General features: G+C 73.6%; 11 protein-coding genes and 1 pseudogene. 9 read left to right on the forward strand and 3 right to left on the reverse strand.

Translation table 11 applies throughout. The features are described from left to right. Positions 1–42: 42 nt before the first annotated feature. Positions 43–2,625, reverse strand: a complete 2,583-nt coding sequence (locus DDJ31_RS21170; protein WP_127178750.1) for a bifunctional SulP family inorganic anion transporter/carbonic anhydrase — start codon at positions 2,623–2,625, stop codon at positions 43–45. A 337-nt stretch (positions 2,626–2,962) separates the two neighbouring features. Between DDJ31_RS21170 and DDJ31_RS21175 the strand changes: the two genes are divergently transcribed. Then, entirely contained in the window at positions 2,963–4,225 is a 1,263-nt protein-coding gene (locus tag DDJ31_RS21175) for a hypothetical protein (RefSeq protein ID WP_127178749.1), read from the forward strand. 33 nt (positions 4,226–4,258) lie between these two features. Here DDJ31_RS21175 and DDJ31_RS21180 read toward each other — a convergent pair whose 3' ends face one another. After that, positions 4,259–5,239 (reverse strand): ATP-binding protein, encoded by a 981-nt coding sequence (locus DDJ31_RS21180; protein ID WP_127178748.1) that lies wholly within the window; start codon positions 5,237–5,239, stop codon positions 4,259–4,261. Positions 5,240–5,340: 101 nt separating this feature from the next. Between DDJ31_RS21180 and DDJ31_RS21185 the strand changes: the two genes are divergently transcribed. Then, positions 5,341–6,168, forward strand: a complete 828-nt coding sequence (locus DDJ31_RS21185; RefSeq protein ID WP_127178747.1) for an oxidoreductase — start codon at positions 5,341–5,343, stop codon at positions 6,166–6,168. Between the two features lie 572 nt (positions 6,169–6,740). Here DDJ31_RS21185 and DDJ31_RS21190 read toward each other — a convergent pair. Further along, on the reverse strand, positions 6,741–7,574 hold the full coding sequence (locus tag DDJ31_RS21190) for an HAD family hydrolase (RefSeq protein WP_127178746.1): 834 nt from the start codon (positions 7,572–7,574) through the stop codon (positions 6,741–6,743). Between the two features lie 615 nt (positions 7,575–8,189). On the opposite strand from DDJ31_RS21190, the gene ssd reads away from it, so the two are divergent. The 7 genes and pseudogenes from ssd to DDJ31_RS21225 form a co-directional block, all read left to right on the forward strand. Beyond that, a complete protein-coding gene (gene ssd / locus DDJ31_RS21195) occupies positions 8,190–9,293 on the forward strand; it encodes a septum site-determining protein Ssd (protein WP_127178745.1) in 1,104 nt (367 codons plus the stop codon). Next, complete coding sequence (locus DDJ31_RS21200) at positions 9,290–10,543, forward strand: TadA family conjugal transfer-associated ATPase (protein WP_240678123.1); 1,254 nt, start codon at positions 9,290–9,292, stop codon at positions 10,541–10,543. Before ssd ends, DDJ31_RS21200 begins: the two co-directional genes overlap by 4 nt. Beyond that, positions 10,540–11,397: a type II secretion system F family protein gene (locus DDJ31_RS21205; protein WP_127178744.1), complete on the forward strand. Its 858-nt coding sequence runs from the start codon at positions 10,540–10,542 to the stop codon at positions 11,395–11,397. Before DDJ31_RS21200 ends, DDJ31_RS21205 begins: the two co-directional genes overlap by 4 nt. Positions 11,398–11,702: 305 nt before the next feature. Next, positions 11,703–12,497 (forward strand): type II secretion system F family protein, encoded by a 795-nt coding sequence (locus DDJ31_RS21210; RefSeq protein WP_127178743.1) that lies wholly within the window; start codon positions 11,703–11,705, stop codon positions 12,495–12,497. A gap of 86 nt (positions 12,498–12,583) precedes the next feature. Then, on the forward strand, positions 12,584–12,793 hold the full coding sequence (locus tag DDJ31_RS21215; RefSeq protein WP_127182669.1) for a DUF4244 domain-containing protein: 210 nt from the start codon (positions 12,584–12,586) through the stop codon (positions 12,791–12,793). Continuing rightward, on the forward strand, positions 12,780–13,145 hold the full coding sequence (locus DDJ31_RS21220) for a TadE family type IV pilus minor pilin (RefSeq protein WP_127178742.1): 366 nt from the start codon (positions 12,780–12,782) through the stop codon (positions 13,143–13,145). The genes DDJ31_RS21215 and DDJ31_RS21220 overlap by 14 nt, the downstream gene beginning before the upstream one ends. Continuing rightward, positions 13,142–13,486: pseudogene (locus DDJ31_RS21225) on the forward strand (Rv3654c family TadE-like protein); the annotation flags it as partial. The gene DDJ31_RS21220 and the pseudogene DDJ31_RS21225, both read left to right, overlap by 4 nt. Positions 13,487–13,570: the final 84 nt, after the last annotated feature.

Consider the following 13,570-nt stretch of genomic DNA (forward strand, 5'->3'; position numbering starts at 1 on the left):
CCCGGGTCCTCGCCGCCAGGACGGGACGGCGGCGCCCGCCGCTCACCGCGGGCGCTCGGCGGCCTCCACATGGTCGAACACCTCCGAGCCACCCGCCCCCGCGAGCAGATACGCCTGTGCCTCGCCGACGTGGAAGTACATCCCGTGCAGCTCCAGCGCGCCGTCCCGCAGGGCGCGGGCCACCGACTCATGGGCCCGCAGATGCTCCAACTGCTGCACCACGTTGGTCAGGCACAGCTGCTCGACCGCGTCGGCCGGCGCCCGCCCTGACAGCCGGGCCCACGGCCGCCCCTCGTCGGCCATCCGCGCCACGCTCGGCCGCCCGTGCCGCAGCCACCGCGTCAACGGCGTCCGCGCGCCGCCCGGTTCGGAGCTGAGCAGGGCCTGCATGGCTCCGCACCCGGAGTGCCCGCAGACCGTGATCGACCGCACCTTCAGCACCTCCACCGCGTACTCGATCGCCGCGGCCACCGAGTCGTCGCCGCTCTCCCGGCCGGGCGGCGGGACGAGATTGCCGACGTTGCGCACCACGAACAGGTCGCCCGGACCACTGGAGGTGATCATCGACGTCACCAGCCGGGAGTCGGCGCAGGTGAGAAAGAGCTGCGAGGGCCGCTGCCCCTCCCGCGCCAGCCGGGCCAGCTCCCCACGCACCAGGGGCGCGGTGTCACGCTGGAACGCGCTGATGCCACGGGCCAGTTGCTGAACGCTCGATGGTTCGGAGGCGGGGGAGCGGGGGGTGCTGGGAGCGGTGGGGTCGGTGGGGGTGTCGGTGGTCTCGGCCCCTGCGCCTGCCCCTGTGCCTGTCCCGGTCGTGGTTCCCGTGTCGGCCGGGTGGGTCGTCGGTCGTGCGGACGGTGGATGGGCGCAGTGGTGGTTGCGCCACGGGGTCCAGGGGCGGCAACGGCAGGCGGTCGGGGGCGTGTTCGGGGCGGCGTCGGGCCCCGGGACGGTGGGCCGGGCGGGGGCTGTGGTCCCGGCGTGGCTGGTGGTGTCGGGGTCGGGGCCGGTTCTGGTGCTGGTGCCGTTGGGGGTGGTGATGCCTTCGGCGGTCCGACTCCCGTCGTCGTGGGCGCTGTCGCGGACTCCGGTGCGGCGGTCCGTCAGCTCCACGGTTCCGCCCTGCGCGGTGTGGGTCTTCTGCCAGTCCTGGAGGGACTCGTACGCCGCGTGGTCCATGAAGGAGCCGTCCAGCCGGACGACGGCGCGGGTGCCGTGCGGTACGAGGTGCAGGGCGCGGCTGAGGCGGGGCACCGCGAGGAACGTCAACTGGCCCCGGACGTGTACGTGGTGGGCTCCTTCCTTCTCCTCATGGGTGATGCGGGTGCGGGCGAGGCGGTGCATGGCGACGGCGACCGCGACGGCGACTCCGAGGATCACGCCCTGCAGGACACCGAAGAGGACGACGCCGAGGGTGGTCACGACGTAGACGAGCACTTCTCGGTGGCGGGTCACCGTGCGGATGTGGTGCAGGGACACCATCTGGATGCCGACGGACATCACCAGGGCGGCGAGCGCGGCCAGCGGGATCAGTTCGAGCAGGGGGACCATCAACAGCGCGGCCGCCACTACGAGAACGCCGTGCAGCAGCGTGGAGTTCCGGCTGACGGCCCCCGCGTTCACATTCGCCGAACTCCGTACGGCGACCCCCGCGACGGGCAGCCCGCCGAGGGCGCCGGAGACGACGTTGGCCGTGCCCTGGCCGAGCAGTTCGCGGTCGAGGTCGGAGCGGCCGACGCGGGTGGACAGGCCGGGGCGGGCGGAGACCAGCTTGTCGACGGCGACCGCGCCGAGCAGCGACTGCACACTGCACACCAGCGTGGTGGTGAGGACGGCGGCGGCGATGCCGAGCACCGGGCCCTCGGGCAGCCCGGCCAGGGCGTGGCTGCTCCACGAGGGCAGTTCGACCCTGGGCACGGTGAGACCGGTGAGCGAGGCGACGGCGGTGGCACCGGCGACGGCGACCAGCGCCGCGGGGACGGTCCGCAGCAGCCGCCCGGCCCGGCCGGGGACGCGCGGCCAGAGCAGCAGCAGGGTCAGGGTGAGCACGCCCACCGACACGGCCGCGGGGTGCGGCCCGGCCACCTGGGCGGGCAGCGCGCGGAGGTTGTCGAGGACGGAGCTCTCCGGGGTGCCGCCGAGCACGATGTGCAGTTGGGCGACGGCGATGGTGACGCCGATGCCGGCGAGCATGCCGTGCACGATGGCGGGGCTGACGGCGAGCGCGGTCCGGGCCACCCGCAGGCAGCCCAGGCCCAGTTGGGCGACACCGGCGAGGACCGTGATGGCGCAGGTGGTGCGCCAGCCGTAGCGGTGGATGAGGTCGGCGGTCACCACGGTGAGGCCGGCGGCCGGGCCGCTGACCTGGAGCGGGCTGCCGCCGAGCCGGCCGGCGACGAGCCCGCCGACGGCCGCGGCGACCAGGCCCGCCTGGAGCGGGGCGCCGGTGGCGAGGGCGATGCCGAGGGAGAGCGGGAGCGCGATCAGGAAGACCGCGATCGAGGCGGACAGGTCGGCGCCCGCGATCCGGAAACGGCCGTTCGGGGGCGGTGGGGGGCTCGGTGACTGGTGGATGTTCTTCGTCCGGGTCGGGTCGGTGGCACGAGCGGTGGCGCAGGCTGACATGGTTCCCGTCTCCTCCGGGGCGGCGCGGTCGCGGAACAGGTGGTCCCCCGGTGATGGCGGGGGGCGGGTCGCGGCCGTGGGTCACGGCGTGCAGCGGCGGGATGAATCAACGCTTGGTAAACGAATAGTAATTCAGAGTAAAGGCCAGGCATAGATTTTGCTGGCACATAGCGCAATATGTCACCTCCTGGAGTGAACCAGGTATTTCATCGGCTTGTCGTATTAATTCCTTCTCGGCCCCATGCGACCTTGGCGGCGCTGTCGGCACAGCCCGGCACATCACCCGAGAACGCCGTAGTCGGCGTTGGCCTCAGAGAAGGAAGAAGGTGGGCGGAAGATGGCCGCCACCCAGAGAATCGCGGCCGGCGCCGTGACCGTCGCGGCCTGCGCGGCGTCGCTCGCCGGCTGCGGACTCGGCTCAGGCACCACGTCGGGTGCCTCCGGTCCGCAGAAGGCCGGGCAGGCACCCCAGAACGCGGTCCGCCTCATCGGCGACGGCTCCACCGCGTACACCGGGGCGCAGCCGCACCTGCCCAGGGCCGAGCGGCTCAAGCCCGGTGAGAAGCCCCCGCAGTTCGTCGTCTTCTCGTGGGACGGCGCGGGGGAGGACAGCCAGAAGCTGTTCTCCCACTTCCGCCAGGTCTCCAAGGACAACCACGCGACGATGACGTACTTCCTGAGCGGCGTGTACCTGCTGCCCGAGGACAAGCGCGACGAGTACAAGCCGCCGCAGCACTCGCCGGGACGCTCCGACATCGGCTTCAACGACGAGCAGGGCATCTCCGACACCGTCAAGCAGCTCCGCCTGGCGTGGCAGGAGGGCAACGAGATCGGCACCCACTTCAACGGTCACTTCTGCGGCGCCGATGGCGGCGTCGGACAGTGGTCGGTGGAGGACTGGAAGAGCGAGATCTCGCAGGCGAAACGGTTCGTCAAGTCCTGGAAGACCAACACCGGGATGAAGAAGGCGGCCCCGCTGCCCTTCGACTACGACAAGGAACTCGTCGGGGCCCGCACGCCCTGCCTCGAAGGCCAGAAGAACTTCATGAAGGCCGCGAGCCAACTGGGCTTCCGCTACGACACCAGCGGCGTCAACAACCAGGTCTGGCCCGGCAAGAAGGAGAACCTCTGGGACCTGTCGATGCAGCTCGTGCCGTTCCCCGGGCACTCCTACGAGCAGCTCACCATGGACTACAACTTCATGGTCAACCAGTCCGGCACCCAGACCCAGGGCGACCCCGACAAGCACGCCTACTGGGGCGACCAGATGCGCGACGGCCTCCTCCAGGGCTTCCAGCGCGCCTATGACGGCAACCGCGCGCCGCTGATCATCGGCAACCACTTCGAGTCCTGGAACGGTGGCACCTACATGAAGGCCATCCAGGAGGTCGTCGAGAACGTCTGCAACAAGCCCGACGTGCGCTGTGTCTCCTTCCGGCAGCTCGCCGACTGGCTGGACGCCCAGGACCCGCAGACCGTGGCCAAGCTGCGGAGCCTCCAGGTCGGCCAGGCCCCGAAGCAGGGCTGGGCGTCCTTCCTGTCGGCCAACCCGGCCCCCGCCCCGAAGGGCGTGCCCGGGGCACCGGCCGTCAAGCAGTGAGCACCGAGGGCGGCCGGGATGAGGGGACAGCCCCTAGACGTCGGCCGTGACGCCCTCGCGGAGCACGAAGCCGGGGTCGACCTGCGCCGCCAGGTCGGCCCCGGTGCGCGCGTTGCCCCAGGATTCGGCGTTCTTCAGGTGGAAGTGCACCGTCTGCCGGGTGTAGCGGTCCCAGTCGCGCAGCTCGTAGGTGGTGTCCGCGGCGTTCTGGAGGGTGCGCAGGGCGGCGCGGTTGGTGTCCTCCAGGAACTCGAACCGGGGCGGGCGGCCCTTCTCCATGGCGCGCACCCAGTCCGAGTGCCCGACCGTCACCAGCAGGTCGTCCCCGACCTCGGCGCGGAGGAAGTCGAGGTCGTCCTCGCCCTGCACCTTGTTGCCGACGACCTTGAGGGCGACCCCGAAGTCGCGGGCGTACTCCTTGTACTGGCGGTAGACGGAGACCCCCTTCCGGGTCGGCTCGGCGACGAGGAACGTGATGTCGAAGCGGGTGAACATGCCGGAGGCGAAGGAGTCGGAGCCGGCCGTCATGTCGACCACCACGTACTCGTCGCGCCCGTCCACCAGGTGGTTCAGGCACAGCTCCACCGCTCCGGTCTTGGAGTGGTAGCAGGCGACCCCGAGGTCGGCGTCGGTGAAGGGGCCGGTGACCATCAAACGGACGGCGCCGCCGTCGAGTTCCACCGGCCGGGCGCAGGCGTCGTAGACCGGGTTGTTCTCGTTCACCCGCAGCAGCCGGGAGCCCTCGCCCGGCGGAGTCGTCTTGATCATCGTCTCGGCGGAGGCGATGCGCGGGTTGGAGCCGCGGAGGTAGTCCTTGATCAGCGGCAGCCGGTCGCCCATCGCGGGCAGCGCGGCGGCGGCCGCCTCGTCCAGGCCGAGCGCCGGGCCCAGGTGCTGGTTGATGTCCGCGTCGACGGCGACGACCGGGGCGCCGGTGGCCGCGAGGTGGCGGATGAACAGGGAGGACAGCGTGGTCTTGCCGCTGCCGCCCTTCCCGACGAAAGCAATTTTCATGTTCACAAAGGGTAGTGGCTCGATAGCTGTGGGTGGCATGCGATCGTGAAGAACACCACTCCTTCGGGGAGCGGCGGCACGGTGTGCGTAGGGTCGTACTCATGAGTACGCCAGGCGCGACCGCCGATCCGCTCGCGACCCTGGGCTCGCTGCCCGGTGTGGCCGAGTCCGTGGAGTCCGTACGCAAGGCCGTGGACCGGGTCTACGGACACCGGGTGATGCGACGGCGCAGCACCGAGATCACCGCGGAGGCGGCGCTGCGCGGCGCGCGCGGTTCCGCCGCGCTCTCCGGCTCCGACTGGGCCCTCGAAGAGGTGCGCAGACGCACCGACTTCAGCGGCGACGACGACGCGCGCGTGGTGGGCGCCGCGCTGCGGCTGACCGCCGAGGCGGGTCAACTGCTGTCCATCTGGCGGCAGTCGCCGCTGCGGGTGCTGGCCCGGCTGCACCTGGTGGCCGCGGCGGGCGGCAGCGCCGACGACATCGGCCGGCCGCGTCAGGAGGGCGAACAGGTCGACGAGCCGCTCGTGGAACTGCCGCTGCCCGGCGCCGCCGAGGTGCACGGACGCCTGGAGGGCCTCGCCGGGCTGGTCATCGCCGGAAGCGCCGCGCCCGCCCTGGTGACGGCCGCCATCGTGCACGGCGAACTGCTCGCGTTGCGCCCCTTCACGTCGCGCAACGGCCTGGTCGCGCGGACCGCCGAACGGGTCGTCCTGGTGGGCAGCGGCCTCGACCCGAAGTCCGTCTGCCCGGCCGAGGTCGGCCACGCCGAACTGGGGCGCGCGGCCTATCTGGCGGCCCTCGACGGCTACGTCTCCGGTACCCCCGAGGGGATGGCCGCCTGGATCGCGCACTGCGCGCGGGCGGTGGAACTGGGCGCCCGCGAGTCGACGGCCGTCTGCGAGGCGCTCCAGCGCGGCGCGGCCTGACGGGGGGCGTGGGAACGAGGTTCGGGGCGGCGTGAAGCCGAGGAACCGGAACCCGGGGAACCGGCAGGCCGGAAAGCGGGGAACTGGCAAGCCGGGAAACCGGCGGACCGGAAAGCGGGGAACCGGCAGGCCCGGGATACCGTCGGACCGGAAAGCGGGGAACTGGCGGGCCGGGAAACCGGCGAACCGGGAAACCAGGTAAACGGCCCCGAACAGAGTTGCGGCGGTACGAGTTCTCGTACCGCCGCCGACATGTCCACCCGGGTTACCAAGCGTCCTCGAAGTGTTGCCCATCAGGTCGGGAACTCTGCCCGTCCCTGGTGCGGCTGGCCCGTAATCGACGGGTCGACGTCGCGTGGGTGCCCGGTGTCCATGCCCGGTCCGTGGGGCCGTATGCGTCGGGTGAAGGTGATCCTCTCGGATGGCCTTGGTCTCGCGGGCCGTTGAATCCTTTGTACTCCAGGACCGCGGAGAGCGGAACCCCCACCTGCAGTTCTTTACTTTTACGCTCAATCAGGTACGAAACGGGCGGGTTTCGGACAGGTGCGGTGGAGGGGGTGGACAACGGTGCCTCAGACGGCCGTCGCGCGTCGGCGGCTCGAGTACCAGACCAGGCCCGCGGTGGCCGCGGCGGCGCCTATCGCGGCGGCTGCCACCAGCGCCGGACGGGGCGGCACGGAGAAGGCCGGGATGCGCTGCTTGAGACGCACGGGACGGTGGAAGTCGAGTATCGGCCACTCGCGGGCGACGGCCTCCCGGCGCAGCGACCTGTCCGGGTTCACGGCGTGCGGATGGCCGACGCTCTCCAGCATCGGCAGATCGGTCACCGAGTCGCTGTACGCGTAGCAGCGCTCCAGGTCGTACCCCTCGGACTCGGCCAGCTCCCGTATCGCCTCGGCCTTCGTCGGGCCGTACGCGTAGTACTCCACCTCCCCGGTGAAGCAGCCGTCGTCGCCGACCACCATGCGGGTCGCCACCACGCGGTCCGCGCCGAGCAGCTCGCCGATCGGCTCGACCACCTCGGCACCCGACGTCGAGACGATGACGACGTCCCGGCCGGCCGTGTGGTGCTCCTCGATGAGGGAGGCGGCCTCGTCGTAGATGATCGGGTCGATCAGGTCGTGGAGCGTCTCGGCGACGATCTCCTTGACCTGTCGGACGTTCCAGCCGCGCACCATCCCGGAGAGGTACTCGCGGGTGCGTTCCATCTGGTCGTGGTCCATACCGCCGACGAGGAACACGAACTGCGCGTAGGCGGCCCGCAAGGCCGCCCTGCGGTTGATCAGACCGCCTTGGTAGAAGGACTTGCTGAACGTGAGCGTGCTCGACTTGGCAATGACCGTCTTGTCCAGATCGAAGAAGGCGGCTGTGCGAGGCAAGGACCGGTTATCCACGCCCCTGAGCATAGGGGCAGCCCATTCGGCGTAAGGTGTGGCGCGTGGGTTTGCCTGAGAAGGCTCTCGGGTACACCATGGAAGTCACGGATCGTTCGCGACCGTGCTAACCCGGCCCGACTCCTCCCCCCCGAGTCGGCCGTGGGGACGACCCCCGCTCTCCCCCCCGGCGGGGGTCGTCGCATGTCCGGGTGGGTTTTCCAGGTCTTCTGCGCGGCTGTGAAGCCGGTACATGGCGGCTGCGGCCGCCTTTTTCATGACCACCTTTTATCACTCTCCGTAATGGTCAGGCTGCTCTGTGGAGGGTGTAGGGGGTCGCGCGAGGGGCTGTGGGGCGCGATACGGGCCGTGGTGCCGTGGTCACCGGTATGGGTGATGAAGTTATTCACAGGCTCTGAGTCGTCCACAGATTTCGACCAAGATCCACAACATTTCCGCGATCCCCGCATCGTGATTCCCGAGGCGCGACGCTCGCACCGACTTCACGACCGGAGCCGGTTTGTCGGGCGGGTTCGGCCGTTTCTATGGGCCGTGCATATGAGGGACCCCTTTCCGGTTCCTCGCGCCTTTCGGAATCGCCCGGCCGCGCGTACGGCGCGGCCGGCACAGCGAAGGGGGACGCGGACCGTGTCAGGAGCCGTCACACACGAACCACCACCCGCCGCCTCCGGGCGGCAGGCCGGACCACTGATCGTCACGGAGGACGCCCAACTGCTCGACGACCTGCTGCGGTTGTGCGCGGCCGCCGGGGCCACACCCGAGGTCCACCACTCGGTGCCCGAGCCCGCCGGACGCTGGGAGGCGGCACCGCTCGTACTGGTCGGCGACGACGCCGCCCGCCGGGTGCGCGGGGCCGGCCGCAGAAGAGGAGTGGTGCTCGTCGGCCGCGACCAGGACGACTCGGGCGTCTGGCGGCGGGCCGTCGAGATCGGCGCCGACCACGTCCTGATGCTGCCCGACGGCGAACAGTGGCTCGTCGACCGGATCGCCGACGTCGCCGAGGGCGTCGGCAGGCCCGCTCTCACCGTCGGCGTGATCGGCGGACGCGGCGGGGCCGGGGCCTCCACGCTCGCCTGCGCCCTCGCCGTCACCTCCGCGCGTGAGGGGCTGCGCACGCTGCTCGTGGACGCCGATCCGCTCGGCGGCGGCCTCGACGTCCTCCTGGGCGGCGAGACCGCCGACGGACTGCGCTGGCCCGCCTTCGCGGCCTCCCGGGGCCGGGTCGGCGGCGGCGCCCTGGAGGAGTCCCTCCCCCGCCTCCACTCCCTCCGGGTCCTCAGCTGGGACCGCGGCGACTGCCTCGCCGTCCCGCCGCAGGCCGTCCGGGCGGTCCTGGCCGCGGGCCGGAGGCGGGGCGGCACGGTCGTCGTCGACCTGCCCAGGCGCCTCGACGAAGGGGTCGCCGAGACCCTCGCCCAACTCGACCTCGGCCTCCTCGTCGTCCCGGCCGAACTGCGGGCCGTCGCGGCGGCCGGCCGGATCGCCTCCGTCGTCGGCATGGTGGTGCGCGATCTGCGGGTCGCCGTGCGCGGTCCCTACGCGCCCGGACTCGACGACCGCGAGGTGGCACGCCTGCTCGGGCTGCCGCTGGCAGGCGAGGTGCCCGTCGAGTCGGGGCTGCTGCGCCCCGGCGAGGGCAGGACACCGCCGGGCGCGGCGGGCCGCGGACCGCTGGCGCGCTTCTGCAAGGGGTTCTGGGAGCGCGCGCTTGTCGAGGCGGGGAACACATGAGCGGCCCCACGGGAGCGGGCCTGCGGCCGGAGCGGACCCCGGCGCCCGCCTCCGTCGGCGGCGGCGAGGTGCCGTCAGGGCTGCTGGACGGGGTGCGGCGGTGGCTGGTCGAGAGCGGCGCCGAACCGACCCCCGCGCGCGTGGCGCAGGCGCTGCGGCACCAGGGGCGGGTGCTCGGGGACGCCGAAGTCCTCGGCGCGGCCGAGCGGTTGCGGTCCGAGCTGATCGGCAGCGGACCACTTGAGCCGCTGCTCGCCGACCCGACGGTGACCGACGTCCTGGTGTCCGCGCCCGACCGGGTCTGGGTGGACCGGGGACGCGGACTGGAACTGACCCCGGTGGCCTTCCCGGACGCGGCGGCCGTACGGCGGCTCGCGCAGCGGCTGGCCTCGGTGGCGGGACGGCGGCTTGACGACGCGCGGCCGTGGGTCGACGCGCGGCTGCCCGACGGGACCCGGCTGCACGCGGTCCTGCCGCCGGTCGCCGTCGACTGCGCCTGCCTGGCGCTGCGGGTGGTGCGGCCACGGGCGTTCACCCTCGGCGAACTGGTCGAGGCCGGCACCGTGCCGCCCGGCGGGGACGGGATGCTGCGGGCGCTCCTGGAGGCCCGGCTGTCGTTCCTCGTCAGCGGCGGCACCGGGTCGGGGAAGACGACGCTGCTGAGCGCCCTGCTCGGGCTGGCCGGGCCGGGCGAACGGATCGTCCTCGCCGAGGACTCGTCGGAGCTGCGGCCCGACCATCCCCATGTCGTCCGGCTGGAGACCAGACCCGCCAACCAGGAGGGCGCGGGCCAGGTCACCCTCCAGGATCTGGTCAGGCAGGCCCTGCGGATGCGCCCCGACCGGCTGGTCGTCGGCGAGGTCCGCGGGCCCGAAGTGGCATACCTGCTCGCCGCGTTGAACACCGGGCACAGCGGCTGCGGCACCGTGCACGCCAACGCGGCCGCCGATGTGCCGGCCCGTCTCGAGGCGCTCGGCACCGCCGCCGGGCTCGACCGGGCCGCGCTGCACAGCCAGTTGGCGGCGGCCCTCTCGGTCGTCCTGCACCTCGCACGGGACCGGAGCGGGCGCCGCCGGATCGCCGAGGTGCACGTCCTGGAGCGGGACCCCTCGGGCCTGGTGCGGACGGTCCCGGCGCTGAGCTGGGGCGCGCAGGCCTTCGTCCGGCGGCGCGGATGGGGGCGGCTGCGGCAACTGCTGCGAGGCGCGAGCGCCGCCGGCGACGGCACGGAACAAGGGGAGGGGCGATGACGGTGACCGGCGCGGCCGTGCTGTGCGCCGGGGTGGCCGCCTGGCTCCTGGGGGAGTGGAACTCCGACGCGCGGCGGGCCCGGCTGCTGCTCGCGGGCGGCGGGGTGACCGGGGTGACCGGAGGCGGGCGGCCCTCCTGGCGGGAGACGGCGGCCGGGCTGCGGAGGGCCCGGGAGCGGTTGCGGCCCGAGTGGTGGGCGTTGGCGGCCGGCCTGGTGCTCGCGGTCGTCGGGGCCTCGGTGGTGCCGGCCGTCGCGGGGGCGGCCGGGGTGCCGTTGCTGCGCCGGGCGCGGCTGGCCAAGGAGGCCCGCGGGGCACGGGAGCGGCAGGGGGACGCGGTGATCGCGCTGTGCGGGGCGCTCGCCGGGGAGGTGCGGGCCGGGCGGCAGCCGGGGGAGGCGCTGGCGCGGGCCGCGCGGGACTCCGGCGGCCTCGGCGAGGCCCAGCCCGCGGTGCTCGCGGCGGCCCGGTTCGGCGGTGACGTACCTGGCGCGCTGACCGGGGCGGCCCGGCAGCCGGGCGCGGAGGGGCTGCGGGGCCTGGCGGCCTGCTGGCGGGTGGCCGTCGACCAGGGAGCGGGGCTCGCCACCGGACTCGACCGCCTGGAAGGTGCGTTGCGCACCGAGCGCGACCAACGCGCCGACCTGCGAGCCCAGTTGGCGGGTGCCCGGTCGACGGCGCTGCTGCTCGCGGGGCTGCCGGTGCTCGGTCTTCTCCTCGGCACGGCCCTGGGCGCCCACCCGCTGCACGTACTGCTGCACACCGGGCCGGGGCTGGGATGCCTGCTGATCGGCGGAGTGCTGGAGGGAGCCGGGATGTGGTGGGCGGGACGGATCGTGCGGGGGGTGGGGTGAGCGGGGGAGCGGCATGGGGCTGAGACGGGGAGCACGAGGACGGAGGCGGGGAGAGCTGGTGGCGGGGGTTGCGGGACGGAGGCAGGAGCGGGGCTGGGCGGGGCGCCGGTGGACAGGGCGAGATACGGAGGCAGGGGCGCGGGTGAGTGGGGCGAGGGACGGAGAGAGGGGCGCGGGTGGATGGGGCGTGGGACGGAGAGAGGACGCGTCGGTGACGGGTGGGCGTGCGGGTTGATCGGTGACGGAAGCAGGGGCCTGCGTGCGTTCGCGGGGGCGGTCGGTGCGGGAGGGAAGGAGGCGGTGTCGTGAGCGGGGAAGTTGTCCACAGGCTGGGGGCAGTCCTGGGGATGCTGGCCGGGGCCGGGTGGCTGGCGCGGCGGTGGGAGGCCGGGCGGCGCGAACGGAGGGTGCGGCGACGGCTCGCCGGGCTGGTGAGAGGGGCGGAGGCGCCGGCCCGCAGGGCACGGGCAGAGGTGCGGGAGGTCGTGCGGCGATGGGCGCCGCCGGTCGGGGCGGCCGGTGCCGGGTGGGCGCTGGTCGGAGGAGTCGCCGGAGTCCTCGTGGGGCTGGCGGGGGCCGTGGGGCTGTGGTGGTGGGCCAGACGGATGGCGGTCGAGGGCGTCCGGGCACCCGACGCCGGGAACGGCGGGGAGAGCGCGGACCGACTGCCGCTGGCGGCCGACCTGTTGGCCGCGTGCATCGCCGCCGGGGCAGGTCCCGTCGTCGCCGCACAGGCCGTCGGTGAGGCGCTGGGCGGCCCGGTCGGGGACGCGTTGGCGCGGGGCGCGGCGGAGGTGCGGCTCGGCGGGGCGCCGGCGGAGGCCTGGCAGCGGCTCGGCGCGCTGCCGGGGGCCGGTGGTCTGGCCCGGCTCCTGGAGCGGGCCGGCGAGTCCGGGCTGCCCGCCGCGGGGCCTGTCGCCCGGCTGGCCGCTGAGGCCCGCGCGGACTGGGCGCGCGGCGCCACGGCACGGGCCAGACGGGCGGCCGTCCTGATCACCGCACCGGTCGGCCTGTGCTTCCTGCCCGCGTTCATCGCGGTGGGCGTCCTGCCCGTGGTGATCGGCCTCGCGGGCGGGGCGCTTGGCGGGGGTGGCCGATGACGGGGTGACGGCGGGCGAGCAGTGGACGGTGAGCCCGGAGCAGGGCTCAGACAACGCGAAGAAACCGAATTCTCATGGGGGTTGCGATGTACAAGGCGGTACGGGCTCGGGTGGGCGTCCTGGTCGGCGGGACGCGCGCGGCGCGGCGGGACGGCGGGATGGTCACCTCGGAGTACGCGATGGGGATCGTGGCGGCGGTGGCGTTCGCGGTGGTCCTCTACAAGGTCGTCACCAGCGGTCAGATCAGCGCCGAGTTGCAGGACGTCGTGAAGCGGGCGCTCGATGCGGGGGTGTGAGCGGGGCCGGGACCGGGGGTTCGCGACGGCGGAGTCGGCCATGGTGCTGCCGGTGCTGGTGATGGTCGCGCTGGCGCTGGTGTGGGGCCTGCTGATGGTCGTCGTCCGGATCCAGTGCGTGGACGCGGCCCGCACGGGGGCGCGGGCGGCGGCTCGGCAGGATCCGGCCGAGGCCGTCGTACGGGTGGCGCGCGAGGTGGCGCCGCGCGGGGCGGAGGTCGCGGTGACCCGGGAAGGCGACCAGGTCAGGGTGGTGGTCGAGGCCCGGCCCGCGGGGTTGCGCGGGCTGCCGTTCACGGTGCGGGAGGTGGCCGTGGCGGCGGCCGAGGACCTGGGCGAGGTGGCGAGGTGAGGCGGACGGCGGGTGGCGCGTCGGGCGACCGTGGCTCCGCCACCGTGTGGAGCGTCGGGGTGATCGCCGTGCTGTGCGCGGTGTTCGGCGCCGTGCTGGCCTTGGGGCAGGCGGTGGTGACGCGGCACCGGGCGGCGGGCGGCGCGGACCTGGCGGCGCTGGCGGCGGCGGACCACTGGACCGAGGGCACGGCGGCTGCCTGCGCCAGGGCCGACCTGGTGGCCCGCTCCCAGGGCGTGCGGCTGGTGCGGTGCGCGGTCGTCGGGGACGTGTCGGACGTGACGGCGGCGGCCGGGCGGGGGGTGTTCGAGGCGCGGGTACGGGCTCGGGCGGGGCGCGCGGGGGCGGTGGGAGGCGAGGGGGCGGTGGAGGGTGAGGGGGTGACAGGGTTCATAGGGCTTGCGGGGTCTGCGGGGCATGTGGGG

It is taken from the genome of Streptomyces griseoviridis (assembly GCF_005222485.1).
Lineage (GTDB): Bacteria > Actinomycetota > Actinomycetes > Streptomycetales > Streptomycetaceae > Streptomyces > Streptomyces hintoniae.